We start from the raw sequence: 24171 nt of genomic DNA on the forward strand, positions 1-24171 counted from the left end.
ACCCCGATCACTCGAGGAGCGCCCATGTCCGGCAATACCTTCGGCAAGCTGTTTACCGTCACCACCTTCGGCGAGAGCCACGGCCCGGCGCTGGGCGCCATCGTCGATGGCTGTCCGCCGGGACTGCCGCTCAGCGAGGAGGACCTGCAGCACGACCTGGATCGGCGTCGTCCGGGGACCTCGCGCCATACCACCCAGCGTCGGGAGCCCGACCGGGTGCGGATCCTCTCCGGTGTCTTCGAGGGGGTGACCACCGGCACCTCGATTGGCCTGCTGATCGAGAACACCGACCAGCGCTCCAAGGACTACTCGAAGATCAAGGACCAGTTCCGTCCCGCCCACGCCGACTACAGCTACCACCACAAGTACGGCATCCGCGACTACCGCGGTGGTGGTCGCTCCAGCGCCCGGGAGACCGCCATGCGGGTGGCCGCCGGGGCGATCGCCAAGAAGTACCTGGCGGCCCGGGGCATCATGGTGCGCGGCTACATGAGCCAGCTTGGCCCCATCGAGATCGCCTTCAAGAGCTGGGAGACGGTGGATGCCAACCCCTTCTTCTGCCCGGACCCGGATCGTGTGCCGGAGCTCGAGGCCTACATGGACCAGCTGCGCCGCGACCAGGATTCGGTGGGCGCGAAGATCACCGTGGTGGCCGAGGGCGTGCCGCCGGGGCTCGGCGAGCCGGTGTTCGACCGCCTGGACGCCGAGCTGGCCCATGGCCTGATGAGCATCAATGCGGTAAAGGGCGTGGAGATCGGTGACGGTTTCGCCGCCGTGGCCAGCCGCGGCAGCGAACACCGTGACGAGATGACCCCCGAGGGGTTCCTCTCCAACCACGCCGGCGGGGTGCTCGGCGGCATCTCCAGCGGCCAGGCGATCATCGCCCATCTGGCCCTCAAGCCGACATCGAGCATCACCACCCCGGGGCGCAGCATCGACGTCCACGGCAACCCGGTGGAGGTGGTCACCAAAGGGCGTCATGACCCCTGTGTGGGCATCCGCGCCACCCCCATCGCCGAGGCGATGATGGCGCTGACCTTGATGGATCACCTGCTGCGCCATCGCGGTCAGAATGCCGAAGTAATGGTGGACACCCCCGTGCTGCGTTGAGGTTGGCCCTTTAGGGGCTGCTACACTGCCAGACATTCCCAACGGACAGGGCAATGCCATGAAGATCAATGTCGAGTTCGACCTTACCCCCGATGAGTTTCGTCACGCGCTGGGCCTGCCCAACGTGGAGGCCTTCCAGAAGGACCTGCTGGACCGGATCCAGAAGCAGATGGAGTCCGGGGTCGAAGGGTATGACCCGATGAGCCTGATGCAGCCCTTCCTGCAGCAGACCGGCATGGGACAGGGCATGACTCAGGGGCTCTCCCAGGGCCTGTCCCAGGGGCTCTCCAGCTTCGGTACCTACCAGCAGATGATGCTCGACATGCTCAAGCAGGCCGGCCAGTCCGCCGGCCAGGCCCGGTCTTCGGAAGCCGAGGACAAGAGCGGCGAGTCCGGTTCGAAGGCTGGCAGCGCTTCCCCCTCGGGTAGCGCCAAGGCCTCCAGCCGTGCCAAGGCCTCCAGCCGTGCCAAGGCCAGCAAGGGGACCTCGACCTCCAGCACCCGTTCGCGGACCAAGCGCGAGAGCTGACGCCGGCAATTCGCCTTTCATCGTCTTGCCGCCATAATCTTGCAACTAGGCCGGTGTCAGACTACGCTTTGTGCAGTGCAACATCGTGGGCGGGCCGCCCACTACTGACCACCGTTCGGGAGGACGTCCCATGCAAGACAAGATGATCGAGAGCTTCAACGAGCAGACCCGCAAGTTCTTCGAGCCGATGCGCAAGCTCAACTCCCTGATGCTGGACAACATGGAGAAGCTGTCCCAGTACCAGATGGAGTCCATGAAGCGCTACAGCCAGATGGGCACCGAGCGCATGCGCGACGCCAGCGAGGTTCAGGATGCTGACAGTCTGCGCGACTTCGGTACCCGCCAGGCCGAAATGATGAACCAGCTCTCTGAGCAGATGATGGAGGACGCCAAGGCGCTCTCCGAGATGAGCGTGGAGTTCAAGGCCGAGATGGAGAAGCTCTTCACCGAACAGGCCAAGGCCATGGGTGAGGCCGCCAAGCCGCAGGCCGACAAGGCCGAGCCGGCCAAGGCGCAGTCCTCGCGGGGCGGCAGCAGCAAGAGCTGAGCGCGCGTCATGAGCACTGCGGGCGCAGTGCAATCTGGTCCTCGACAGGACCGCTGATCAGGCCGCCGTCCTCCACGTGAGGGCGGCGGATCGTGCTATCTGACGTCGGCATGGCGTGGCCGACGCACCGGGAGGGTTCAATGCAGCCAGGGGTTCAAGCACCGACACAGGCCGAGCTGGAGGCGTGGAATGCACAGCTCCAGCAGATCGGCGAGGAGTATCGTCACCTGATGGGTGACCTGCTGGAGCGCATGGTGCCCAGCGACGCCGCCGATTCGGTCTATGAGGATATGCGGAAGAGCTTCCAAACGGCGGCCGAGTCGCTGATGGGCAATCCGCCCCAGCTGTGGCAGACCCAGGCGCGCCTGATGCAGGATCAGTTCCAGCTGTGGCAGAACGGCCTGCGTGCCATGGCGGGCGAGCAGGTCGAGCCGCTGGTGACGCCGAACAAGGGGGATCGCCGCTTCAAGGACGAGGCCTGGACCAGCGACCCCTACTACCTGTCGATCATGCAGCAGTACCTGCTCTTCTCGCGCCTGGTCGAGGAGCTGATCGACGGCCTGGACCTGCCCGTGGACCAGAAGCATCGGCTGGCGTTCTACGCCCGTCAGATGGTCAACGCCATGTCGCCCACCAACTTCGTCACTACCAATCCCGAAGTGATGCGCAAGACCATGGAGACCCGTGGCCAGAACCTGGTCGATGGACTGGCCCGGCTGCGCCACGACCTGGCCAACTCCGCCGAGGGCCTGAACGTCACCATGACCGACCGCAGCGCCTTCGAGGTGGGCAGGAACATCGCCGTGACCCCGGGCTCGGTGGTCTACGAGAACGAACTGATCCAGCTGATCCAGTACACGCCCACCACCGAGCAGGCCTACAAGACGCCGCTGCTGGTGATTCCCCCCTGGATCAACAAGTACTACATCCTCGACCTGCGCGAGGACAACTCCTTCGTCAAGTGGCTGGTCGACCAGGGCCATACGGTATTCCTGATCTCCTGGCGCAACCCCGGTCCCGAGCAGCGCGACCTGACCTGGGCCGACTACATGCAGCTCGGCCCCATCGCCGGCATGGAGGCGATCGAGCAGGCCACCGGAGAGAAGTCGGTGAACCTGCTCAGCTACTGCGTGGGCGGCACCCTGGCGGCCTCCACGGTGGCCTACCTGACCAGTACCCGTCGCGGGCGCAAGGTGAAGTCGGTCACCTACATGACCACCCTGCAGGACTTCCGCGATCCGGGCGAGATCGGCGTCTTCCTCAACGAGCCGGTGCTGCAGGGCATCGAGGCCAAGATGGAGCGCGACGGCTATCTCGACGGCCGGGCCATGGCCTTCAGCTTCAACCTGCTGCGCGAGAACGACCTCTTCTGGTCCTTCTATATCAGCAACTACCTGAAGGGAGACGTGCCGGCCCCCTTCGACCTGCTCTACTGGAACACCGACGGTACCAACCTGCCGGCGGCGACCCACGGCTGGTACCTGCGCAACATGTACATGGAAAACCGCCTGGTCCAGCCCGGTGGCATCGAGCTCGATGGGGTCAAGATCGATCTGCGCAAGATCTCCACCCCGAGCTACTTCCTCTCCACCCGCGAGGACCATATCGCCCGCTGGAACAGCACCTACTACGGCGCGCTGCTGCCCAAGGGGCCGGTCAAGTTCGTGCTCGGTGGCTCGGGACACATCGCCGGGGTGGTCAACCCGCCGCACAAGAACAAGTACGGCTACTGGACCAACGACGCGCTGCCCGAGAGCCACGAGGAGTGGCTGGCCGGCGCCGAGCAGCACGAGGGCTCCTGGTGGCCGCACTGGCAGGCGTGGATGACCGAGAACGGCTACGCCGACCCCGAGAAGATGGTGCCGGCACGCCAGCCCGGCGACGGTGAACTCGATATCCTCGAGTCGGCCCCGGGGCGCTATGTCAAGACGACCATTCCCGAGGTGGTGGGCGAAACCCCGGCTTCGCCGGGAGCTTAAAGCTGTAAGCTATAAGCTGTAAGTAGAAGCGCCCAGCCGACTCATCGGCTGGGCGCTTCTTGTTTCTTCCCCAATGTCTCTCGAAAGATCTGGCTTACGGCTTACGGCTTACGGCTTACGGCTTACGGCTTACGGCTTACGGCTTACGGCTTACGGCTTACGGCTTACGGCTTACGGCTTGCGGCGCAGTCGCAGCCCCGGCAGCAGCAGCAGTGCGGCGAGCAGCCAGGTGGGCCAGCTGCCGGTGCGGGTAAAGGGGGTGAGGCCCTGCATCGGGGTCACCTCGCCGGCGAGGCTGGCGGTCTCGAACTGGGGCGCCCGGGCGGTGATGTGGCCGCGCTCGTCGATGATGGCGGTGACCCCGTTGCTGGTGGCGCGGATCACCTGGCGGCCGTTCTCCAGGGCGCGCAGGCGGGCCATCTGCAGGTGCTGCAGGGGGCCGATGGAGCGTCCGAACCAGGTGTCGTTGGACACCGTCAGCAGCAGCGCCGCGTGGCGCGCCTGTGCCGCGACCCGATCGGCATAGATGATCTCGTAGCAGATGGCGTTGCCGATGGTGGTGCCGGCGGCACGCAGCGGCGCCTGGCCCTCCGGGCCCGGCGTCATCGCCGGCATCGGCAGGTCGAAGAAGGCGATGGTGCCGGCGAGCAGGCTCTCCAGGGGCAGGTATTCACCGAAAGGCACCAGGTGTGTCTTGCGGTACTCGCCCTCCACATCGCCCAGCCCGATCACACTGTTGTAGTAGAGCCCCTCGCCGTCGCGCTGCAGGATGCCGGTGAGCAGGGCGGTGTCGGGGGCGAGGTTGGACTGCACCCGCTCGAGGATCGGTCGCGCCTCGCGCTCGAACATCGGCAGCGCCGCCTCGGGCCAGACGATCAGGTCGGGATCATCGTCCTGCGCGCGGGTCAGCTCGCTGTAGCGGTTGGCGGCCTCGCGCTGGCCCTCGGCGGTCCACTTGATCGCCTGGTCGAGGTTGCCCTGCAGCAGTGCCACCCGCAGCGGCTCGCCGGCGGGGCTCGTCCACTGGGCGGGCAGCGCCAGGGGCACCAGCCACAGGGCGGCGACGGGGAGGGCGGCCCACCAACGGCGACGCAGCAGCTCGACCCCCAGGCTGCCGGTCAGTGCGGTGATCAGCGAGAGCAGGTAGACCCCGCCCACCGGGGCCCAGGGGGCCAGCGGGGAGTCGACCTGGGAGGTGCCCAGCAGCAGCCAGGGGAAGCCGGTGAACAACCAGGTGCGCAGCCACTCGCCGAGGACCCAGGCGCCGGCGAAGCTGAGCCAGGCCAGCCGTGGGCCGGTGAGACGGCGGTAGAGCCACAGGGTTACGGCGGGGAAGAGGGCCAGGCCGGCCACGAACAGCACGGTGAGGAGCAGCGCCAGGGGCACGCCGGTATAGCCGTAGTCGTGGATCGACACATAGACCCAGGAGGCGCCGGAACCGAACAGCCCGAGCCCGTAGCTCCAGCCGCGCAGGGCGGCCTGGCCGGGCGTCAGTGTGTGGATGCCGAGGTAGATCAGCCCCGCTGCCACCGGGCCCAGCCACCAGAGCTCGAAGGGCGAGGCGGTAAGCGTGGTGAGGATACCCGCCGCGACTGCCAACAGGCAGCCGACGGCGGGGGAGAGGCGAAACGCTGGCATCTTGGCCCTCCGTGGCAGGCGCGTCAGTCGTTGTCGTCGAGGCCGTCGTCCTCGTCGCAGGGCTCGGCCTCGAGCAGTCGGATGCGGCGGTTGTCGGCGTTGAGCACCGTGAAGCGCCAGCCGCCGATGACGGCGTGTTCGCCACGGGCGGGCAGGTGGCCGAAGCGCTGCATCACCAGTCCGCCGAGGGTGTCGAACTCCTCGTCGGAGAAGTGGGTCTGGAAACGCTCGTTGAAGTCCTCGATGGGCGTCAGGGCGCGGATGGCATAGCGCCCGTCGCCCAACTCGCGAATATCCTCCTCCTCGTCGGCGTCATGCTCGTCCTCGATCTCGCCGACGATCTCCTCGAGGATATCCTCGATGGTGACGATGCCGGCGGTACCGCCGTACTCGTCGACCACGATCGCCATATGGTTGTGGGTGCTCTGGAACTCCTTTAGAAGGCTGTTGAGGCGCTTGGACTCGGGCACGAAGAGCGCCGGGCGCACCACCTCCTCGAGGCGGAAGGGCCTGCCGTTCTCCTGGCCACTGCGCAGCAACGGCAGCAGGTCCTTGGCCAGCAGGATGCCGTTCACCTCGTCGAGATTCTCGCCGATCACCGGATAGCGGGAGTGACCGGTCTCCAGTATCACCGGCAGGTACTCCTCCAGGGGCTGGTCCATGGCGATGGCGGTGACCTGGGAGCGCGGGATCAGCACCTCGCGAACCTGCTGGTCGCTGATCTTGAGGGCGCCTTCGATGATCATCATGGCGTCCTGCTCGAGCTTCAGGCGGCCCCCCGCCTGGCGCAGGAACTCCAGCAGCTCGTCCCGGGAGCTGGGCTCGTCGCTGTCGCTGGAGAGCGCCCCCAGCAGTTTCTCGAGCCAGGAGCGGTTGCCCTGGCTACTCGATCGGTCTTCGCTCATGAGTCGGTTCTCTCGTCCTCGGGTGCGGTCCGGTAAGGGTCGGCGATGCCCAGTTCGGCCAGGATCTCGCGCTCCAGCGCCTCCATGGCCTCGGCCTCGTCATCCTCGAGATGGTCATAGCCGAGCAGGTGAAGGGTACCGTGAACCACCATGTGAGCGTAGTGATCGTGCAGCGACTTGTCCTGCTCGGCGGCCTCGGCGACCACCACCGGGTGACAGATCACCAGGTCGCCGAGCAGCGGCAGACTGACGCCGGGCGGGTTCTCGAAGGGGAAGGAGAGCACGTTGGTGGGGCGGTCCTTGCCGCGGTAGTCGCGGTTCAGCGTCTGGCTCTCCTCGGCGTCGACCAGGCGCACGCTGAGCTCGCTGTTGGCATCGACCTCATGCCGGCAGAGCACCGCGCCGACCCAGGCCTCCAGCTGCGCCTGGCTCGGCAGCCCTTCGGCCTCGATGGCCACCTGACGGTCAACCCGGGGCTGGTTCATGACTCGCCTCGCTCGCGGTCGAGACGCTCCTGGCGTTCCTGACCCATTTGCCTTTCCTGACCCATTTGCCTTTCCCGACGTAGTGCCTCGCGTTCCTGCTCCCTGGCCGCCTTGCGGGCGCGCTCGGCGGCCTCCTGCTCGGCCTCGAAGCTGTCGTAGGCCTCGATGATGCGCTGGACCAGCGGGTGGCGTACCACGTCCTTGGCGGCGAAGTGGGTCACGCCGATGCCGGGGGTGCCCTTGAGTACCTCGAGGACCTGGATCAGCCCCGAGCTCTGGCCCTTGGGCAGGTCGACCTGGGTGACGTCGCCGGTGATCACCGCGGTGGAGCCGAAGCCGATGCGGGTCAGGAACATCTTCATCTGTTCGCGGGTGGTGTTCTGGCTCTCGTCGAGGATGATGAAGGCGTTGTTGAGGGTGCGCCCGCGCATGTAGGCCAGCGGGGCGATCTCGATCACCTGGCGCTCGATCAGCTTGGCCACCTGCTCGAAGCCGATCATCTCGTAGAGGGCGTCATAGAGCGGGCGCAGGTAGGGGTCGATCTTCTGGGCCAGGTCCCCGGGCAGGAAGCCGAGCTTCTCGCCGGCCTCCACCGCCGGTCGCACCAGCAGGATGCGACGCACCTCCTGCTGGTTGAGGGCCTCCACCGCCGCGGCCACCGCCAGGTAGGTCTTGCCGGTACCCGCCGGGCCGATGCCGAAGTTGATGTCGTGGGCGCGGATGCTCTGCACATAGCCCTGCTGGTTGAGGCCGCGGGGCTTGATCAGGGTGCGCGGGGTGCGCAGCAGCACCTCGCCGCCCTCCTCGTTGCCTTCGTCCTCCTCCAGGGCCTCGAGGCCCGACTCCTGCAGGAAGAGGTGCACGGTATCCGGCTCCAGGTCGCTGGCCTCGGTCTCGCGGTAGAGGTGCTCGAGCAGGTTGGCGGCGGCCTTGACCCGGTGGATGGGGCCCGCCAGCTGGAAGATATTGCCGCGGTTGCGCAGGGTGATGCCCAGGCGCGACTCCACCAGCTTGAGGTGCTCGTCACGCTGGCCGCAGAGATTGGCCAGGCGGCGCGGGTCGTTGGGTTCGAGGTTCAGGGTGATGATGCGGTTGGCCTGGGAGGCTGGTTGGCTCAAGGCGGGCGAGTCCCCTGGATGGTGAATGTGTAGGCTCAGCTTACTGCCCCGGCGTTTGCCGGGGCAATGTGTGAAGGGCTATTGCGTCCGGAATGTGGTGCTCGAGCCCAGGGGCGCCGGGGCCTGCCGCCGGATCAGCCCCGGCAGTAATACTCCTGCCTGTGTCAGTAGATCGCCGGCGAGGCGAGCTCGCCGCGCAGCGAGTTGGGCAGCGCCTCGCTGATCTCGACGTCGACGAAGTAGCCGATCAGCTCGGTGGGGTTGGGGGCGCGGAAGTTGACCACCCGGTTGTTCTCGGTGCGCCCGGAGAGCTGCCCCGGATCCCGCGGCGCGAAGCCGGTGACCAGGATGCGCTGGGTGGTGCCCACCATGCGCCGGCTGATCTGCATGGTCTGCTGGTTGATGCGCTCCTGGAGGATCGCCAGACGCTGCTTCTTGACGCTCTCAGGGGTGTCGTCCTCGAGGGAGGCCGCCGGGGTGCCGGGGCGCGCCGAGTAGACGAAGCTGAAGGAGTGGTCGAAGCCGATGCGATGGATCAGGTCCATGGTCGCCTCGAAGTCCGCCTCCTTCTCGCCCGGGAAGCCGATGATGAAGTCCGAGGAGAAGCTGATATCTGGGCGCAGCGCGCGGATGCGCTCGAGCTTATCGACATACTCCTCCACGCCGTGGCCGCGCTTCATGGCGGCAAGCACCCGATCCGAGCCGGCCTGTACCGGCAGGTGCAGGTGGCTGACCAGTTCGGGGATCTCGCCATAGGCCTCGATCAGACTGTCGGAGAACTCCACGGGGTGGGAGGTAGTGAAGCGGATGCGATCGATGCCCTCCACCGCCGCCACGCAGCTGATCAGCTCGGCCAGGTCGATCTCGTCGCCCAGCTGGTTGAGGCCGCGGTAGGCGTTGACGTTCTGGCCGAGCAGGTTGATCTCGCGCACGCCCTGGTCGGCCAGGTGGATGACCTCGTCCATCACCGCCTCGAAGGGCCGCGATACCTCCTCGCCGCGGGTGTAGGGCACCACGCAGAAGGTGCAGTACTTGGAGCAGCCCTCCATGACCGAGACGAAGGCGGTGGCGCCGTCGGAGCTCGGCTTGGGCAGGTGATCGAACTTCTCGATCTCCGGGAAGGTCACGTCGACCACCGAGATCTGCTCCTGCTGTCGCGAGTCGAGCATGGAGGGTACCCGGTGCAGGGTCTGGGGGCCGAACACCATGTCGACATGGGGGGCGCGCTTGCGCAGTGCCTCGCCCTCCTGGCTGGCCACGCAGCCACCCACGCCGATCACCAGGTCGGGATTGGCCTCCTTGAGCTTCTTCCAGCGCCCCAGCTGGTGGAACACCTTCTCCTGGGCCTTCTCGCGGATGGAGCAGGTATTGAGCAGGATGACGTCGGCATCGCGCTCGTCGTCGGTGAGCTCGAGCTGGTGAGATTCGCCGAGCAGATCCGCCATGCGCGCGGAATCGTACTCGTTCATCTGGCAGCCGTGCGTCTTGATGAAGAGTTTCTTCGCCATAAGGATTGGGTCGTGGCGCCAGGCGCCCGACGTCTGTCACCGGTGGGTTCAGGGATGCGCGACACTCACGGCGGCGGACCGCCGGCGGCGCGGCAATGGATGGCGGTGGCCGTCCGGCCATCGTTGAAAACAGGCGCCCATTATACGTGCCGTGCCCGTGTGGAACCAGCCCGCCGCCTGGCCAGGACGAGTATGCTAACCTAGCGTACCCGGTCGTTGGGGCGAGCCCCTGGTCAGGTAATGACCAGCAATCCGAAAGCGGCGATGTGGCGCTGCCAGCGGACGACTTTCCCCGGGTTGTCCCGTCGGTTGTCCACAGAAGCTGTGAATAACCATTGCGGCGTCGTTGCCGGGCATCCGGGATGCGACCGCCCCAGGGCCAGGCTGTTTTCCGGCACGCCGCTCCAGTCAGTACGCTTCAGTCAGGATCATGGCATGACGACACACCACAGCACACGCACCGGCCTGGGCATCTGCCTGGGTACGCTACTCGGCCTGCTGGCCCTGCCGCTGGCGGCCCAGGAACAGAACGATACCGTCTGGGTCTCCGACTCCCTGACCACCTATGTGCGCAGCGGTCCCACCGATGGCTACCGCATCGTCGGCACCCTCACCGCCGGCGAGCCGGTCGTGCGGCTGGAGACCAGCGGCGACTATACCCGCGTCCGCGGCCCCGGTGGCGACGATGTCTGGGTGCTCAGTCGCGAGATTCAGGAGGCCCCCAGCGCCCAGGTACGCCTGCCCGAGCTGGAGCAGCGGGTGGCCGAGCTGGATGCCGAACTCGACGGCATCGATGAGGAGTGGGAGCAGCGCACCGCCGCACTGCGTGAGACCCTGGAGGTTCGCGAGGCCCGGGTCGCCGAGCTGGAGTCACGCAATCACGAGCTGGATGCCGAGGCGGAACGCTCCCGGCAGGCCGTGCGTGAGCTCGAGGCGCGCCTCAACACCCAGGAGCAGGATCTGCTGATGCGCTACTTCATGTATGGCGGTGGGGTGGCCGGTGCCGGCCTGCTGGTTGGCCTGATTGTCCCCCACCTGCCGCGTCGCCGCCGCAAGCGCGATCGCTGGTTCTGAGTGCATGGAGGAAAAGGGAGACATGGAGAACGAGTGGCTGGCGCGCTGGCGCGAGGGGCGCATCGGCTTCCATCGTGACGCGCCGCATCCCGCGCTGCGCCATCACTGGCCGCTGCTGGGCGTGCGGCCCGGCGTCAAGGTGCTGGTGCCGCTATGCGGGAAGAGCCACGACATGCGCTGGCTGGGTCGTCACGACCACCCGGTGCTGGGCATCGAGCTGGCCCCCCAGGCGGTCGAGCAGTTTCTCGACGAGGGGGGCGAGCCCGTCTCTCGCTATCGCCAGGCGGGGTTCGAGATATGCCGCCAGGGCAATGTCGAACTCTGGTGTGGCGACTTCTTTCATTTTCATATCGCCCAGGCGGCCGAGATCGGCGCCTTCTACGATCGCGCCGCCCTGATCGCCCTGCCGCCCGCCACCCGCCAACGCTACGCCTTCCATCTGGCCCAGCTGATTCCGCCCGGGGCCAGGGGGCTGTTCATCAGCCTCAACCGGGCCGCCGGCGAGGAACTGGCCGGTCCGCCGTATCACGTGCCGGAAGCGGAGGTGCGCGAGCTGTTCGAGCCCAACTTCCAGATCACCCTGCTGGAGCGGGGTGATCCGGAGCCGGGCAGCGGTTTCCAGGAACATGTCTGGGCCATGGTGCGCCGCGGCCCCATCGACTGACCCTCAGCGGGCCAGCAGGCGGCCCAGTTCGGGATCCCGGAAGGCACGGTCCAGGCCGTCGGAGAGCAGCTCGTTGACCATCCGGCTATTGGCTTCCTGGTCCGGGCGCACGGCAAAGCTCTGGGTGCGCCGAGAGGTGTAGGTGCCGGTATAGGTCGTGCCGCCATTGACTGCCTCGGCGACGAATACCGCCTCCATGCGAGCCTCGCCGATCACCGGGCGGCTCTGGCCGCGAGCATAGCCCAGATGGTCGAGTGTCAGGGTCAGGCTGGGGCGTCCTTCGGCGCGCTGGGTGGTGGGCTCGAAGCCCATCTCGCGCACCGCCCGCTCGGCCTCGCGCTGCAGTCGCGGCATCAGTTCGTGGGCGTAGACGGTAATGGTGGCGGTGGACATGGCGCTGCCGGTGCGGGTTCCGATCACCTCGCTGTCGCGACCGTCCGCGGCGATCACCGTGATCGCCTGGCCGCTGCCGGTCACCGGTACCTCGGCGCTGCGTTTCGGGTCAAGCTGCAGGGTCTGGGGAGCGGCGCAGCCGGCCAGCCAGCCGGTGGCGACCAGGGCCAGGGAAAGACGAAGAAAGCGTCGACGCAGCATGGGAAGCTCCCGTATCGAGGGTGAGTTCGGGGCGCAGTATAGCGCCGGGTACTCGCTCAGGGTACGACGTCGCCCCCTCGCTTACACTGTTGTCATACGTCGAAGGAGCCGAGACATGATCCGTCCCGCTACTGCCGAGGAGATTCCCGGGCTGGTCGATATCTGGCTGCGTGCCTCGATCCGTGCCCATCCCTTCATTCCCGAGGCGTTCTGGTCGTCCCGCGCCGAGGCCATGGCGCGGGAGCACCTGCCCCAGGCCGAGGAGGTCGCGGTGCTGGAAGTCGAGGGCAGGGTGATCGGTTTCGCCGCCCTCAATGGCGACCACCTCGAGGCGCTGTTCATCGACCCGGAAGTGCAGAGCTACGGCCACGGTTCGCGGCTGATGGCCCACGCCATGGCCGGCCACGAGCGCCTGACCCTGTGTGTCTACTCACGCAACGTGCGTGCGGTCTCCTTCTACCATCGGCTGGGCTTTCGCGCCGTGGAGGAGCGTGTCGAACCGCTCAGCGGCGAGAGCGAGACACTGATGGTCTGGGAGCGCTGAACCGGCGCTCCCCTGTCGCCGCGTCAGTCGTGCGGGGCCGGCGTAGCCCCCTGGAGTGCCAAGACGGCAGGCGCTACGTGCCAGCGAGACGATAACGTATCCTGGGTAGTGTGCGAGCCACCGGCGGCAGGCGGGTCGCCATGACCAGCGCCGCGATGGCGGCATACATCACCCACTCCCCGAGATCGGCGCGTACCACCCACAAGAAGTGCAGCAGTACCAGCCCCAGGATGGGGTAGGCGAGCCGGTGCAGGGTCTTCCAGCGCTTGCCCAGGCGACGCATCGACCAGCGGTTGGAGGTGGCTCCCAGCACGGCAAGGCCGATCAGCGCCAGCATGCCGACGATGATGTAGGGCCGTTTGACCAGCTCGCTGCCCAGCATGGCCCAGTCGAGCCCCAGGATGAACAGCGCGTAGCTGAGCATGTGCAGGGTGGCGTAGGCCAGTGTCCACAGGCCAAGCTGCCGGCGGATCAGGGTGAAACCCTTCCAGCGAGTGAGTCGGGTCAACGGCGTGAGGCTCAGGGTCAGCAGCAGCATCCACAGGGCGCCGGTGCCGATATTCAGCAGCAGGTAGCGCCCCGGCTCGGGTCCGGCGGCGTTATTGGCCACCTGCCAGCCCCATACCACCAGCGGGGTCAGGGCCGCCAGGAATACCCCTGCGCGCCACGTTCGCCATGTGTTCCGGGTTGCCATCAGTAGTTCACCCGCAGATCCAGCCCCGCGTACAGCTCGGCGACGTCGTCGGCGTAGCCATTGAACATCAGGGTATCGATGGTATTGGGGCTGAACAGGCTGTTGGGCAGGCGACGCTCGGTGGCCTGGCTCCAGCGGGGGTGGTCGACCTGCGGGTTGACGTTGGCGTAGAAGCCGTACTCGTCGGGTGCGATCTGCTGCCAGGAGTTGACCGGCTGCTCTTCTACCAGCGAGATGCGCACGATCGACTTGATGCTCTTGAAGCCATACTTCCAGGGCACCACCAGGCGCAGCGGCGCGCCGTTCTGGTTTGGCAGTTCGCGGCCATACATGCCCAGGGCGAGCAGCGTCAGCGGGTGCATGGCTTCATCCAGGCGCAGCCCCTCCACGTAGGGCCAGTCGATCAGCGAGAAGGAGGAGCGCTGTCCCGGCATCTGCTCGGGGTCGACCAGGGTCTCGAAGCGCACGTAGCGGGCCTTGCTGGTGGGCTCGGCCCGCTTGATCACCTCGGCGAGGGGAATGCCCAGCCAGGGAATCACCATCGACCAGGCCTCGACGCAGCGCAGGCGATAGATGCGCTCCTCGAACTGCGAGGGCCTGGCGAGATCCTCAAGGGCGAGGCGTCCGCCGTTGTTGACCTCGCCATCCACCACCACGCTCCACGGCTGGGTTTCCAGGCTGCCTGCATGGCGAGCCGGATCGGACTTGCCGGAGCCGAACTCGTAGAAGTTGTTGTAGCCACTGGCGTCGTCGAAGGGGGCAAGCTTGTCCTTTTCGGGATCGCTCGGCGTGACGGCCTGCCAGCGGGTGGCGTCGATCTTCTCTTGCAGCCACCCCGGCGCATCGCCCGCGGGTACATCCGAGTAGTCGGCGCTGGCGTGGGCCTGGCCGGCAAGGGCAAGCCCCGCGCCGAGGCCCGCCATGCCGCCCATGAAGCGTCGTCGGGAGAGGTAGATGGATTCCGGTGTCACATCGGATTCGTGCAGATCACCGGGCCTGGCAATCTTGATCAGCATGGGGGACCTCCGCTGGCGGTGAGTACTGAGTCGTGATGAGTGTGACAACACGACAGCAGAATTATCACCGCCAACCACCGCGTTATCGCCGGCTCGCCGGCCACGGGGCCGGCATTAGTCAGAGATAGCGGTGGCTGAGGGGCGAGTCGAGCGGTGTTTCAGGCGGCAGCGGGCTGGCGCTGCTGGGTGGCGTCAGCGCTGAAACGGTGCCAGCGGCGTGGAATCACGAACAACCTCTGGCCGCGCCGCAGCTCGAGGCGCTCGTAGTCGGCATGACGCAGGGTGGCAAGCCAGGGCTCGACCAGCCAGTCCGCGGCGATCTCTACCCGCACCTCGGCACCCACCGGGGAGATGGCGGTGACGGTCACCGGTAGCCGGGCCTCCGGCGTGGGGGCCTGCGCCAGGCGTACTTCGTGGGGCCGCAGCAGCAACTCCTCGGGGCCATCGGGGAGCGCCACTGCCAGGTGTGCCTCGCCGCAGGTCAGGACCCCGTTGCGCACTTCACCCTCGAGATGGTTCACGTCGCCCAGAAACTCGAAGACGAAGCGATTGGCGGGTGTCCGGTAGAGGGCGTCCGGGGTGTCGATCTGCTCGATGCGCCCCTGGCTCATCACCGCGACCCGGTCGGAGACCTCCAGGGCCTCCTCCTGGTCGTGTGTCACGAACAGGCTGGTGAAGCCCAGCTCGTCATGCAGCTGGCGCAGCCAGCGGCGCAGCTCCTGGCGAACCTTGGCGTCCAGCGCCCCGAAGGGCTCGTCGAGGAGCAGCACGTCGGGGCGCAGGGCCAGCGCCCGGGCCAGGGAGACCCGTTGCTGCTGGCCGCCGGAGAGCTGGGCCGGGTAGCGGCTGGCGAAGTGTTCGAGCTGCACCATCTCCAGCAGGCGGTGGACCCGGGCGCGGATCTCGCCGCTTGAGGGGCGCTCGCGGCGCGGCAGCACGGTCAGGCCAAAGGCGACGTTGTCGAACACCGTCATATGGCGAAACAGCGCATAGTGCTGGAAGACGAAGCCGATGCGCCGGTCGCGTACATGCACGTCGGTGACGTCGCGGTCGCCGAACAGGATACGTCCGGCGGGGGCTCGGTCCGGTGCCTCCAGGCCGGCGATGATGCGCAGCAGGGTGGTCTTGCCCGAGCCCGAGGGCCCCAGCAGGCCCACCAGCTCGCCCTCGGCGATCTCCAGACTCACCGGCTCCAGGGCACGCCCGGCACGGCCATAGTGCTTGGCGATATCAGTCAGGCGGATGCTCATGGGGAAACCTCCTGGCGCGCGATGCGCCATTCCAGGCCGGCCTTGGCGGCCAGGGTGAACAAAGCGATCAGTGCCAGCAGGGCGGCGCTCGAGAAGGCGCCCACGGCGTTGTAGTCCTGGTAGAGCTGCTCCAGGTGCAGGGGCAGGGTCATGGTCTCGCCGCGGATGGCGCCGGAGACCACCGAGACCGCGCCGAACTCGCCGACCGCCCTGGCATTGGTGAGGATCACCCCGTAGAGCAGGGCCCAGCGGATATTGGGCAGGGTGACCCGGCGGAAGATGGTCCAGCCAGGCGCCCCCAACGTCACGGCGGCCTCCTCCTCGCGGGAACCCTGGGCCTGCATCAGCGGGATCAGCTCGCGGGCCACGAAGGGGCTGGTCACGAACACCGTCACCATCAGGATGCCCGGCCAGGCGAACATCAGCTGGATATCCTGGGCATCGAGCCAGCCGCCGACCCAGCCGTTGCGGCCATAGAGCAGCAGATAGACGAGCCCTGCCACCACCGGCGACACCGCGAAGGGGATATCGATCAGGGTCTGCAGCAGGCGTCGGCCGGGAAACTGGAAGCGGGTCACCAGCCAGGCCAGAGCCACCCCGAACACCAGGCAGACGGGGATGGTCATGGCGGCGATGAACAGCGTCAGGCCGATGGCCGCCAGGGTGTAGTTGTCGCTGACGTTGGCCCAGAACACGCCGATGCCCTGGGAGAAGGCCTGGGCGAAGATCGCCACCAGCGGCAGCAGCAGGAACAGTGCCGCCAGCAGAACGGCGGCGGCGACCAGGACGCGGCGTACCGCCGGGGAATCACCGACTCGTTGCATCAGCCTCGTCCTCCATGCAGTCGCTTGATGAAATGGCCCTGCCAGACGTTGATGGCCAGCAGCAGCGCAAGGGAGACGGCCAGCACTACCGAGGCGATGGCTGAAGCGCCGGCATAGTCGTACTCCTGCAGCTTGACGAAGATCATCAGCGCGGTGATCTCGGTCTCGAAGGGGGCGTTGCCGGCGATGAAGATGATGGCCCCGAACTCGCCCAGCGAACGCACGAAGGCCAGCCCGGTGCCGGTGACCAGTGCCGGCCACAGGTAGGGCAGGATCACCCGGCGGAAGGCGGTGACATCCGAGGCGCCAAGGGTCATGGCCGCCTCGTCGACTTCGGGTGGCAGGTCCTCGAGCACCGGCTGCACCGTGCGCACCACGAAAGGAATGCTGGTGAAGGCCATGGCCAGGGCGATGCCCACCCAGGTATAGGCCACTTCCAGGCCCAGTGGTTCGAGCAGCCGGCCGATCCAGCCGTTGCCGGCATAGAGGGTCGCCAGGGTGATGCCGGCCACCGCGGTGGGCAGCGCGAAGGGCAGGTCCATCAGGGCGTCGAGCAGGCGCTTGCCCGGGAAGTCGTAGCGCACCAGTACCCAGGCGAGCAGCAGGCCGAAGGCGGCATTGGCCAGCGCCGCCACGGCGGCGGCGCCGATCGTCACCGTGTAGCTGGCCACCACCCGGCCGTCGCTGACGATCGCCCAGTACTCAGCCAGACTGAGCCCTTTTAGCTGGCCCACCAGGCCGGTCATCGGCAGCAGCAGCACCAGCGACACGAAGGTGAGGCTGATGCCCAGCGACAAGCCGAAGCCGGGCAGCACGCGGCGACGACGGGGCAGGGCGAAGGCCAGGGCGCTCATCGATCGACTCCCGGCGCTCAGCGGCGCTGCAGCTGGTCGAGCTGACCGCCGCTGCCGAAGTGGGTTTCCATGGCCTGATCCCAGCCGCCGAAGACCTCCTCGACACGTAGCAGCTGGGTCTCGGGGAACTGCCCGGCGAACTCCTCGGCCACCGCCTCGTGATTCACCCGGTAGTTGAAGCCGGCCAGCTGGCGCTGGGCCTCCTCGCTGTAGAGGTACTCCAGATAGGCGCGGGCCAGCTCCTCGGTGCCGTTGCGCTCGGTATTGGGTTCCACTACCGCTACCGGGAACTCGGCCAGGATGCTCACCGGCGGCACGATCACCTCGTAGTCGTCGCTGCCATACTCGCCGCGGATGTTGTTGACCTCGGACTCGAAGCTGATCAGGACGTCGCCGATGCCGCGCTCGATGAAGCTGGTGGTGGCGCCGCGGCCACCGGTGTCGAAGACCTTCACGTTGCCCAGGAAGTCGCGCATGAACTCCTGGATCTGCGCTTCATCCCCGTCGAACTGGTAATCCGCGAAGCCCCAGGCAGCCAGATAGGTGTAGCGGCCGTTGCCCGAGGTCTTGGGGTTGGGAAAGACAATCTCCACGCCCGCGTCATCCAGGTCGTCCCATCCCTCGATGCCCTTGGGGTTGCCCTTGCGCACGAGGAAGGCGGTGGTGGAGTAGTAGGGCGAGGCATTGTTGGGCAGCGCCTGCTGCCAATCCTCGGCCACCAGGCCGTCATCGGCCAGCACCTGGACATCGGTGACCTGGTTGTAGGTCACCACGTCGGCGCGCAGCCCCTGGAGAATGGCGCGGGCCTGGGCCGAGGAGCCACCATGGGATTGCTGGATGGCGATCTCCTCGCCCTGGGTCTGCTGCCAGTGGGCGATGAACTCGGGGTTGATGGCGGAGAACAGCTCCCGGGCGATGTCATAGGAGGAGTTGAGCAGCTCGCGCTCGGCGGCCGCGACCGGTGAGGCCAGGCCGGCACCCAGGGCGATGGCGAGCAGCGAGCGCGGAAAGCGTAGATCGAGGGTCATGGCGAGACTCCGGAAGAGGGGTGGGTAGCGTTGTGAGAAGGTTATGAGTCATCAAAGGTAATTACAATGGTATTTTTTATTCAATTATAGAATATACCCCTGCGCTCTGGTCATCCTGTCGCCTGCCGGTGGCGGGGCGGTCTGGTAGAATGTGCCCTCTCGTCATCGACCCGGGATCCCTGCCATGACCGACGCGACCCGCGATTTCCAGATCGCGCCTTCGATTCTCTCCGCCGATTTTGCCCGGCTGGGTGAGGAGGTGGACGATGTCCTCGCCTCCGGCGCCGATATCGTCCACTTCGATGTGATGGACAATCACTATGTGCCCAACCTGACCATCGGGCCCATGGTCTGCGCGGCACTGCGCAAGCACGGCGTGACCGCGCCCATCGACGTGCACCTGATGGTGCGTCCCGTGGACCAGCTTATCGGTGACTTCATCGCTGCCGGGGCCAGCATCATCACCTTCCATCCCGAGGCCTCCGACCATATCGACCGATCCCTGCAGCTGATTCGCGACGGTGGCTGCCGGGCCGGCCTGGTGTTCAACCCGGCCACGCCGCTCTCCTATCTCGACTATGTGATGGACAAGGTCGACATGGTGCTGCTGATGAGCGTCAATCCCGGCTTCGGCGGCCAGTCGTTCATTCCCGCCACCCTGGACAAGCTGCGCGAGGCGCGCCGGCGCATCGATGCCTCCGGCCGCGATATCCGCCTGGAGGTGGATGGCGGGGTGAAGGTCGACAATATCGCCGAGATCGCTCGGGCGGGCGCCGACACCTTCGTGGCCGGTTCGGCGGTGTTCAAGGCGAGGAACGAGTCAGACCCGCACCGCTATGACGGCGTGATCCGCGAGTTTCGCGAGCAGCTGGCCGGCGTGCGCTGAGCCGGTGAGCGGGACCCGTTCCAGGCCCGGCGAGTGCCCCACGGAGAAGGTGGCGGTGTGGTACCTCTACCTGCTGGAGACCGCCGGCGGTGCGCTCTACACCGGTATCACCACCGATGTGGCGCGACGTTTCGCCGAGCACGTCGCCGGGCGTGGCGCCAAGGCGCTGCGCGGCAAGGGGCCGCTGCATCTGGTATATCACGAATGTATCGGAGCGCACGGTGAGGCACTACGCCGGGAGGCGGCGATGAAGCGCCTCACCGCCGCGGCCAAGCGTCGCTGGCTGGCCGAGCGGCGAGCCATTCAGGCGGACGGGGAATCCTTCCCCTAGACGGTGTCGATAGCGTCGGGCGGGCGCGGCGAGCGCTGAGCGCCACGCCGCCCATCCTGATGCGGGCCGCCGGAGAGAGCCGGCGGCCCGCGTCGTTCGGGGAAGAGGGGGGCGCCTCAGTGTAGCTTCAGGCGCGGCTTCAGGAAGCGGTTGAGCCCGTCCACCACGATCATCAGGCCGGTCTTGACGGTGCCGTGGATGGCGCGCTGGTGCAGGCGATAGAGCGAGGCGTAGAAGAGCTTCGCCAGGTGCCCCTCGATGAACAGGCTGCGCGCCGAGGCGCCGCGCATCAGGCTGCCGATGGCGTCGAAGTGCGCCAGCGAGATCAGCGAGCCGCGGTCCCGATAGGCGAAGGGCTTGAGCGGCTTGCCGGCGCGCTGGGCCTGAAGGTTGTGGTAGAGGGTGGCGACCTGCTGATGGGCGGCCTGAGCCCGCGGCGGTACCGTGCCGCCGTCCGGCTGCGGACAGCTGGCGCAGTCGCCCATGGCGAAGATCCGCGGATCCTCCGTGCTCTGCAGGGTGTCGCGGACCTTGAGGCGGTGGTTTTTCTCCGTCTGCAGGCCCAGCGTCGAGAGCAGCGCCGGCGCCTTGATGCCCGCCGCCCAGACCCCGAGGTCGATCGCGATGCGCTGGCCGTCGGCGGTGTGGATCGCCGTGGCCTCCACCCGGGTCACCCGGGTCTCGGCATGGATCCTCACCCCCAGCCGCTCGAGCTCCCGGTGCACCGCCGCACTGATCCGTTCCGGCAGCGCCGGCAGTACCCGCGGGGCGGCCTCGATCAGGTGCACCTCGAGCCGGTCGCTGTCCAGTGCGGTGACGCCGTAGCTGTGCAGCATCCGCGAGGCCTCGTGGAGCTCCGCGGCGAGCTCGACCCCGGTGGCGCCGGCGCCGACGATGCCCACCGCCATGCGCGCCGGCTGCTCGAGGCGCGGGTCGTTGTGGCGCAGGAAGGTGTTGAGCATCTGCTGGCGGAAGGCCTCGGCCTGCTGGGGGCTGTCGAGGAAGTGGCAGTGCTCGCCGACCCCGGGGGTGTCAAAGTCGTTGCTGACGCTGCCCAGGGCCAGCACCAACTGGTCGTAGGCGAGCTCGCGGGCGGGCAGCACCTCGTCGCCGGCGGCGTCGAGCACCGGGGCGAGGGTCAGGGTGCGGGCCTCGCGATCGATGCCGCTCAGGGTGCCGTGCTGGAAGCGGTAGCCGTGCTGGCTCGAGTGCGCCTGGTAGGAGATCTCGTCGAGCCCCGAGTCCAGCGCGCCGGTGGCGACCTCGTGCAGCAGCGGCTTCCAGATGTGGGTGGCGTTGCGGTCGACCAGCACGATCTCGGCGCGACCGCGTCGCCCCAGTCTGTGGCCGAGCCGGGTGACCAGCTCGAGGCCGCCGGCGCCTCCGCCGACCACGACGATGCTTGGCAGGTTCATGTCATTCTCCCCAAAGGTTGGAGGCTCCAGCATAAGCGACCGGCGATTTCCTGCCCATGGCCGCTTGGGCATAATGGATATCCGACTCATCCGACTCATCCGACTCATCCGACGAGAGGCGTCATGCATCCCATCCTCCACGACATCCGGCTGGTGGCCTTCGACCTGGACGGCACCTTGATCGACTCCGTGCCCGAGCTGGCAGTCGCCGTCGACATGACCCTGAGCGAGCTTGGCCTGCCCGAGGCGGGCGAGCGGAAGGCCAGGCTCTGGGTCGGCAATGGCGCGCTCAAGCTCGTCGAGCGTGCGCTGGCCGATGCCCTGGGCGAGGCGCCGTCGCCGCAGCGGCTGGAGCCGGCACATCAGCGCTTCCTGTATCACTACGGTCGGGACGTGGGGGCGCGCACGCGCCTCTATCCCGGCGTGCGCGAGTGCCTCGATGCCCTGCGTGAGCGTGGCCTGTCCCTCGCGCTGGTGACCAACAAGCCCCATGCCTTTATCGCGCCACTGCTGGAGGGCGTGGGGCTCGACGCGCACTTTGCCCTATGCCTGGGCGGCGACAGCCTCCCCGACAAGAAGCCGCATCCGGCACCGCTGCTGCATGTCGCGGCCCACTTCGATGTCTCGCCCGCGGCCTGCCTGATGGTGGGAGACTCACGCCACGATGTCGCCGCCGGCAAGGCCGCGGGTTTCCGCACCCTGGCGGTCCCCTACGGTTACAATCACGGCGAGCCGGTGCGCGACAGCGGCCCGGATGGCGTGGTTGAATCGCTGGCGGAACTCGTTTAACGTGAGCTTGGCTATTGCTATAAGGTAGAGCCTTTTCAATATGTTATTGATATAAGACGCGGACACCCCCTCGATGACCACCCGCATGTTCATGGACAACACCCGCTCCAGCGGTGCCCCCCTTGCCGCCTTCCTGTCTGCCCGGCCGCCCGCCCGGGGCGGCTGGCGATGGTGACGCTCACTCCACTCGCTTGAGCCGCGGCGCCTGGGCGCCTGCCATTGCCAACCCGTCTTATCGAGGATACCGGGCATGATGACCCCCGAACGCTTTCATGAGCTGGCCGATGCCGGCTATAACCGCATCCCGGTCACCCGCGACGTGCTGGCCGATCTCGACACCCCGCTCTCCACCTACATGAAGCTCGCCAATGCGCCCTGGACCTTCCTGCTGGAGTCCGTGCAGGGCGGCGAGAAGTGGGGGCGCTACTCGATCATCGGCCTGCCCTGCCGCGAGCGCATCGAGGTGCGTGGCTTCAGCATCAGCCATATCGTCGATGGCGAGCTCCACGGCGCCGCCGAGGTGAAGGACCCGCTGGCGTGGATCGAACAGTTCCAGGCGCGCTTCAAGGTGCCGCGCCTGGACGACCAGCCGCGCTTCGACGGTGGCCTGGTGGGCTACTTCGGTTACGACACCATTCGCTATATCGAGCCGCGCCTGCGCAGCGAGGTCGCCGCCGCCAAGCCCGACCCGCTGGGCGTGCCGGATATCCTGCTGATGGTGTGCGATGAACTGGTGGTGTTCGACAACCTCTCCGGTCGCCTGACGCTGTGGACCCATGCCGATCCGGCCGAGCCCGGCGCCTATGCCAGCGCCGTGGAGCGACTGGAAGCGCTGGAGATCCGCCTGCGCAGCGCCACCCTCAACACCGTGAGTCCCGGCACCGGCAGCGCCGCAGTGGAGGAGGGGGACTTCACCTCCGGCTTCACCGAGGCGGGCTTCAAGGCCGCGGTGGAGAACATCAAGGAGTATGTGCTGGCCGGCGACGTCATGCAGTGCGTGCCCTCCCAACGCATGTCGATCCCCTATCGTGCCGCGCCGCTGGACCTCTACCGGGCGCTGCGCAGCCTCAACCCCTCGCCCTACATGTTCTTCCTCGACCTGGGCGACCACCAGGTGGCCGGCTCCTCGCCGGAGATCCTTACCCGGCTGGAGGAGGGCGAGGTGACCGTGCGCCCGATTGCCGGTACCCGCAAGCGTGGCCGCAGCGAGGCCGAGGACCGGGAACTCGAGGAGGAGCTGCTGGCCGATCCCAAGGAGCGCGCCGAGCACCTGATGCTGATCGATCTCGGCCGCAACGACGTCGGCCGCATCAGCGAGACCGGCTCGGTGAAGGTCACCGAGGAGATGGTGGTGGAGCGCTACTCCCACGTCATGCATATCGTCTCCAACGTTACCGGGCGCCTCAAGCCGGGGCTCACCGCCATGGACGCGCTGCGCGCCACCTTCCCGGCGGGCACCGTCTCCGGCGCGCCCAAGATCCGCGCGCTGGAGATCATCGACGAGCTGGAGCCGGTCAAGCGCGGGATCTACTCCGGTGCGGTGGGCTATCTCTCCTGGCACGGCAACCTGGATACCGCCATCGCGATCCGCACCGCGGTGATCAAGGATGGCGAGCTTCACGTCCAGGCCGGGGCCGGCATCGTCGCCGACTCGGTGCCCGAGATGGAGTGGCAGGAGACCCTCAACAAGGGGCGGGCGTTGTTCCGCGCCGTGGCCATGGCCGAACGCGGCCTGGACAACCTCGAATAGCCCGGTGGTGGAGAGACGAGCCATGACAGTCTGCATGATCGACAACTACGACAGCTTCACCTTCAACGTGGTGCAGTACCTGGGTGAGCTGGGCGCCGAGGTGGAGACCCACCGCAATGACGCCATCACCCTCGCCGAGATCGAGGCCATGGCACCGACCCACCTGGTGATCTCGCCGGGGCCTTGCACCCCCGACCAGGCCGGCATCTCCATGGATGCCATCCGCCACTTCGCCGGCCGACTGCCGATACTGGGCGTTTGCCTTGGCCACCAGGCCATCGGCCAGGTCTATGGCGGCGCGGTGGTGCGCGCGCCCCAGGTGATGCACGGCAAGACCTCGGCCATCCGCCACACCGGCCAGGGGGTGTTCGCGGGCCTCGAGGATCCGCTGGAGGTGACCCGCTACCACTCCCTGGTGGTGGCCCGGGACACCTTGCCCGACTGCCTGGAGATCACCGCCTGGACCGATGACGACGACGTCACCCCGGGGCTGATCATGGGGCTGCGCCACCGTGAGCTCGACGTGGAGGGCGTGCAGTTCCATCCCGAGTCGATCCTGACCCGCCAGGGCCACGAGCTGCTGGCCAACTTCCTGAAGCGTCGCCCCCAGGCGCCGCTGGGCCGTGCCTGATTCGAGGA

At 67.2% G+C, this 24171-nt stretch carries 25 protein-coding genes; 12 read left to right on the forward strand and 13 right to left on the reverse strand.

Annotation, left to right across the window (positions count from 1 at the left end; genetic code table 11):
* The first annotated feature begins 24 nt into the window (after positions 1-24).
* From aroC to phaC, 4 genes are all read left to right on the forward strand, one after another.
* Entirely contained in the window at positions 25-1110 is a 1086-nt protein-coding gene (gene aroC / locus LWH48_RS10855; protein WP_232912576.1) for a chorismate synthase, read from the forward strand.
* A gap of 58 nt (positions 1111-1168) precedes the next feature.
* Positions 1169-1639: a hypothetical protein gene (locus LWH48_RS10860; protein ID WP_232912577.1), complete on the forward strand. Its 471-nt coding sequence runs from the start codon at positions 1169-1171 to the stop codon at positions 1637-1639.
* 130 nt (positions 1640-1769) lie between these two features.
* On the forward strand, positions 1770-2186 hold the full coding sequence (locus LWH48_RS10865; RefSeq protein WP_161431501.1) for a phasin family protein: 417 nt from the start codon (positions 1770-1772) through the stop codon (positions 2184-2186).
* 140 nt (positions 2187-2326) lie between these two features.
* Complete coding sequence (phaC, locus tag LWH48_RS10870) at positions 2327-4165, forward strand: class I poly(R)-hydroxyalkanoic acid synthase (RefSeq protein ID WP_232912578.1); 1839 nt, start codon at positions 2327-2329, stop codon at positions 4163-4165.
* A gap of 171 nt (positions 4166-4336) precedes the next feature.
* Here the strand turns inward: phaC and lnt are convergent, their stop codons facing one another.
* From lnt to miaB, 5 genes are all read right to left on the reverse strand, one after another.
* Positions 4337-5803 carry an apolipoprotein N-acyltransferase gene (lnt, locus tag LWH48_RS10875; RefSeq protein WP_232912579.1) on the reverse strand — a complete coding sequence of 489 codons (1467 nt, stop codon included), beginning with the start codon at positions 5801-5803 and terminating at the stop codon, positions 4337-4339.
* 23 nt (positions 5804-5826) lie between these two features.
* A complete protein-coding gene (locus LWH48_RS10880) occupies positions 5827-6708 on the reverse strand; it encodes an HlyC/CorC family transporter (RefSeq protein ID WP_161431504.1) in 882 nt (293 codons plus the stop codon).
* Positions 6705-7193 (reverse strand): rRNA maturation RNase YbeY, encoded by a 489-nt coding sequence (gene ybeY, locus LWH48_RS10885; RefSeq protein WP_232912580.1) that lies wholly within the window; start codon positions 7191-7193, stop codon positions 6705-6707. Before ybeY ends, LWH48_RS10880 begins: the two co-directional genes overlap by 4 nt.
* Positions 7190-8311: a PhoH family protein gene (locus LWH48_RS10890; protein ID WP_232912581.1), complete on the reverse strand. Its 1122-nt coding sequence runs from the start codon at positions 8309-8311 to the stop codon at positions 7190-7192. The genes ybeY and LWH48_RS10890 overlap by 4 nt, the downstream gene beginning before the upstream one ends.
* 164 nt (positions 8312-8475) lie before the next feature.
* Positions 8476-9819: a tRNA (N6-isopentenyl adenosine(37)-C2)-methylthiotransferase MiaB gene (miaB, locus tag LWH48_RS10895; protein WP_232912582.1), complete on the reverse strand. Its 1344-nt coding sequence runs from the start codon at positions 9817-9819 to the stop codon at positions 8476-8478.
* 435 nt (positions 9820-10254) lie between these two features.
* On the opposite strand from miaB, the gene LWH48_RS10900 reads away from it, so the two are divergent.
* Positions 10255-10893, forward strand: coding sequence for a TIGR04211 family SH3 domain-containing protein (locus LWH48_RS10900; RefSeq protein WP_161431508.1), 639 nt, complete (start codon positions 10255-10257; stop codon positions 10891-10893).
* A 22-nt stretch (positions 10894-10915) separates the two neighbouring features.
* On the forward strand, positions 10916-11557 hold the full coding sequence (locus LWH48_RS10905) for a thiopurine S-methyltransferase (protein WP_232912583.1): 642 nt from the start codon (positions 10916-10918) through the stop codon (positions 11555-11557).
* 3 nt (positions 11558-11560) lie between these two features.
* Here LWH48_RS10905 and LWH48_RS10910 read toward each other — a convergent pair whose 3' ends face one another.
* Positions 11561-12151: a YajG family lipoprotein gene (locus tag LWH48_RS10910; protein ID WP_161431510.1), complete on the reverse strand. Its 591-nt coding sequence runs from the start codon at positions 12149-12151 to the stop codon at positions 11561-11563.
* A 115-nt stretch (positions 12152-12266) separates the two neighbouring features.
* On the opposite strand from LWH48_RS10910, the gene LWH48_RS10915 reads away from it, so the two are divergent.
* Entirely contained in the window at positions 12267-12695 is a 429-nt protein-coding gene (locus LWH48_RS10915) for a GNAT family N-acetyltransferase (RefSeq protein ID WP_232912584.1), read from the forward strand.
* Between the two features lie 73 nt (positions 12696-12768).
* On the opposite strand, the gene msrQ is transcribed toward LWH48_RS10915, so the two are convergent.
* The 6 genes from msrQ to cysP form a co-directional block, all read right to left on the reverse strand.
* Positions 12769-13389, reverse strand: a complete 621-nt coding sequence (gene msrQ / locus LWH48_RS10920) for a protein-methionine-sulfoxide reductase heme-binding subunit MsrQ (RefSeq protein ID WP_232912585.1) — start codon at positions 13387-13389, stop codon at positions 12769-12771.
* A complete protein-coding gene (gene msrP, locus LWH48_RS10925) occupies positions 13389-14405 on the reverse strand; it encodes a protein-methionine-sulfoxide reductase catalytic subunit MsrP (RefSeq protein WP_232912586.1) in 1017 nt (338 codons plus the stop codon). The genes msrQ and msrP overlap by 1 nt, the downstream gene beginning before the upstream one ends.
* A gap of 158 nt (positions 14406-14563) precedes the next feature.
* Positions 14564-15655: a sulfate/molybdate ABC transporter ATP-binding protein gene (locus LWH48_RS10930; protein ID WP_232912587.1), complete on the reverse strand. Its 1092-nt coding sequence runs from the start codon at positions 15653-15655 to the stop codon at positions 14564-14566.
* Positions 15652-16479: a sulfate ABC transporter permease subunit CysW gene (cysW, locus tag LWH48_RS10935; RefSeq protein WP_232912588.1), complete on the reverse strand. Its 828-nt coding sequence runs from the start codon at positions 16477-16479 to the stop codon at positions 15652-15654. Before cysW ends, LWH48_RS10930 begins: the two co-directional genes overlap by 4 nt.
* Positions 16479-17333: a sulfate ABC transporter permease subunit CysT gene (gene cysT / locus LWH48_RS10940; protein ID WP_232912589.1), complete on the reverse strand. Its 855-nt coding sequence runs from the start codon at positions 17331-17333 to the stop codon at positions 16479-16481. Before cysT ends, cysW begins: the two co-directional genes overlap by 1 nt.
* Before the next feature lie 17 nt (positions 17334-17350).
* Positions 17351-18361, reverse strand: coding sequence for a thiosulfate ABC transporter substrate-binding protein CysP (gene cysP / locus LWH48_RS10945; RefSeq protein ID WP_232912590.1), 1011 nt, complete (start codon positions 18359-18361; stop codon positions 17351-17353).
* Between the two features lie 184 nt (positions 18362-18545).
* Between cysP and rpe the strand changes: the two genes are divergently transcribed.
* Together rpe and LWH48_RS10955 are read left to right on the forward strand one after the other, a co-directional pair.
* Positions 18546-19247, forward strand: coding sequence for a ribulose-phosphate 3-epimerase (gene rpe / locus LWH48_RS10950; RefSeq protein ID WP_161431518.1), 702 nt, complete (start codon positions 18546-18548; stop codon positions 19245-19247).
* A gap of 4 nt (positions 19248-19251) precedes the next feature.
* Positions 19252-19578 (forward strand): GIY-YIG nuclease family protein, encoded by a 327-nt coding sequence (locus LWH48_RS10955; RefSeq protein ID WP_332875622.1) that lies wholly within the window; start codon positions 19252-19254, stop codon positions 19576-19578.
* Between the two features lie 116 nt (positions 19579-19694).
* Here LWH48_RS10955 and LWH48_RS10960 read toward each other — a convergent pair whose 3' ends face one another.
* Complete coding sequence (locus tag LWH48_RS10960; RefSeq protein WP_232912591.1) at positions 19695-20993, reverse strand: NAD(P)/FAD-dependent oxidoreductase; 1299 nt, start codon at positions 20991-20993, stop codon at positions 19695-19697.
* A 123-nt stretch (positions 20994-21116) separates the two neighbouring features.
* Here LWH48_RS10960 and LWH48_RS10965 point away from each other — a divergent pair, with 123 nt between their 5' ends.
* The 3 genes from LWH48_RS10965 (at position 21117) to LWH48_RS10975 (ending at position 24163) form a co-directional block, all read left to right on the forward strand.
* Complete coding sequence (locus LWH48_RS10965) at positions 21117-21782, forward strand: phosphoglycolate phosphatase (RefSeq protein ID WP_232912592.1); 666 nt, start codon at positions 21117-21119, stop codon at positions 21780-21782.
* Positions 21783-22035: 253 nt separating this feature from the next.
* Positions 22036-23532: an anthranilate synthase component I gene (trpE, locus tag LWH48_RS10970; RefSeq protein ID WP_232912608.1), complete on the forward strand. Its 1497-nt coding sequence runs from the start codon at positions 22036-22038 to the stop codon at positions 23530-23532.
* A 22-nt stretch (positions 23533-23554) separates the two neighbouring features.
* Entirely contained in the window at positions 23555-24163 is a 609-nt protein-coding gene (locus LWH48_RS10975; protein WP_232912593.1) for an anthranilate synthase component II, read from the forward strand.
* The last annotated feature ends 8 nt before the right edge of the window (positions 24164-24171 follow it).

The organism is Halomonas sp. G15, assembly GCF_021282295.1.
GTDB lineage: Bacteria > Pseudomonadota > Gammaproteobacteria > Pseudomonadales > Halomonadaceae > Halomonas > Halomonas alimentaria.

Excerpts from the sequence above, each read along its gene's own strand:
- aroC (WP_232912576.1), top strand. The coding sequence starts at position 25 with ATGTCCGGCAATACCTTCGGCAAGCTGTTTACCGTCACCACCTTCGGC.
- LWH48_RS10860 (WP_232912577.1), top strand. The coding sequence starts at position 1,169 with ATGAAGATCAATGTCGAGTTCGACCTTACCCCCGATGAGTTTCGTCAC.
- LWH48_RS10865 (WP_161431501.1), top strand. The coding sequence starts at position 1,770 with ATGCAAGACAAGATGATCGAGAGCTTCAACGAGCAGACCCGCAAGTTC.
- phaC (WP_232912578.1), top strand. The coding sequence starts at position 2,327 with ATGCAGCCAGGGGTTCAAGCACCGACACAGGCCGAGCTGGAGGCGTGG.
- lnt (WP_232912579.1), bottom strand. The coding sequence starts at position 5,803 with ATGCCAGCGTTTCGCCTCTCCCCCGCCGTCGGCTGCCTGTTGGCAGTC.
- LWH48_RS10880 (WP_161431504.1), bottom strand. The coding sequence starts at position 6,708 with ATGAGCGAAGACCGATCGAGTAGCCAGGGCAACCGCTCCTGGCTCGAG.
- ybeY (WP_232912580.1), bottom strand. The coding sequence starts at position 7,193 with ATGAACCAGCCCCGGGTTGACCGTCAGGTGGCCATCGAGGCCGAAGGG.
- miaB (WP_232912582.1), bottom strand. The coding sequence starts at position 9,819 with ATGGCGAAGAAACTCTTCATCAAGACGCACGGCTGCCAGATGAACGAG.
- LWH48_RS10900 (WP_161431508.1), top strand. The coding sequence starts at position 10,255 with ATGACGACACACCACAGCACACGCACCGGCCTGGGCATCTGCCTGGGT.
- LWH48_RS10905 (WP_232912583.1), top strand. The coding sequence starts at position 10,916 with ATGGAGAACGAGTGGCTGGCGCGCTGGCGCGAGGGGCGCATCGGCTTC.
- LWH48_RS10910 (WP_161431510.1), bottom strand. The coding sequence starts at position 12,151 with ATGCTGCGTCGACGCTTTCTTCGTCTTTCCCTGGCCCTGGTCGCCACC.
- LWH48_RS10915 (WP_232912584.1), top strand. The coding sequence starts at position 12,267 with ATGATCCGTCCCGCTACTGCCGAGGAGATTCCCGGGCTGGTCGATATC.
- msrQ (WP_232912585.1), bottom strand. The coding sequence starts at position 13,389 with ATGGCAACCCGGAACACATGGCGAACGTGGCGCGCAGGGGTATTCCTG.
- msrP (WP_232912586.1), bottom strand. The coding sequence starts at position 14,405 with ATGCTGATCAAGATTGCCAGGCCCGGTGATCTGCACGAATCCGATGTG.
- LWH48_RS10930 (WP_232912587.1), bottom strand. The coding sequence starts at position 15,655 with ATGAGCATCCGCCTGACTGATATCGCCAAGCACTATGGCCGTGCCGGG.
- cysW (WP_232912588.1), bottom strand. The coding sequence starts at position 16,479 with ATGCAACGAGTCGGTGATTCCCCGGCGGTACGCCGCGTCCTGGTCGCC.
- cysT (WP_232912589.1), bottom strand. The coding sequence starts at position 17,333 with ATGAGCGCCCTGGCCTTCGCCCTGCCCCGTCGTCGCCGCGTGCTGCCC.
- cysP (WP_232912590.1), bottom strand. The coding sequence starts at position 18,361 with ATGACCCTCGATCTACGCTTTCCGCGCTCGCTGCTCGCCATCGCCCTG.
- rpe (WP_161431518.1), top strand. The coding sequence starts at position 18,546 with ATGACCGACGCGACCCGCGATTTCCAGATCGCGCCTTCGATTCTCTCC.
- LWH48_RS10960 (WP_232912591.1), bottom strand. The coding sequence starts at position 20,993 with ATGAACCTGCCAAGCATCGTCGTGGTCGGCGGAGGCGCCGGCGGCCTC.
- LWH48_RS10965 (WP_232912592.1), top strand. The coding sequence starts at position 21,117 with ATGCATCCCATCCTCCACGACATCCGGCTGGTGGCCTTCGACCTGGAC.
- trpE (WP_232912608.1), top strand. The coding sequence starts at position 22,036 with ATGACCCCCGAACGCTTTCATGAGCTGGCCGATGCCGGCTATAACCGC.
- LWH48_RS10975 (WP_232912593.1), top strand. The coding sequence starts at position 23,555 with ATGACAGTCTGCATGATCGACAACTACGACAGCTTCACCTTCAACGTG.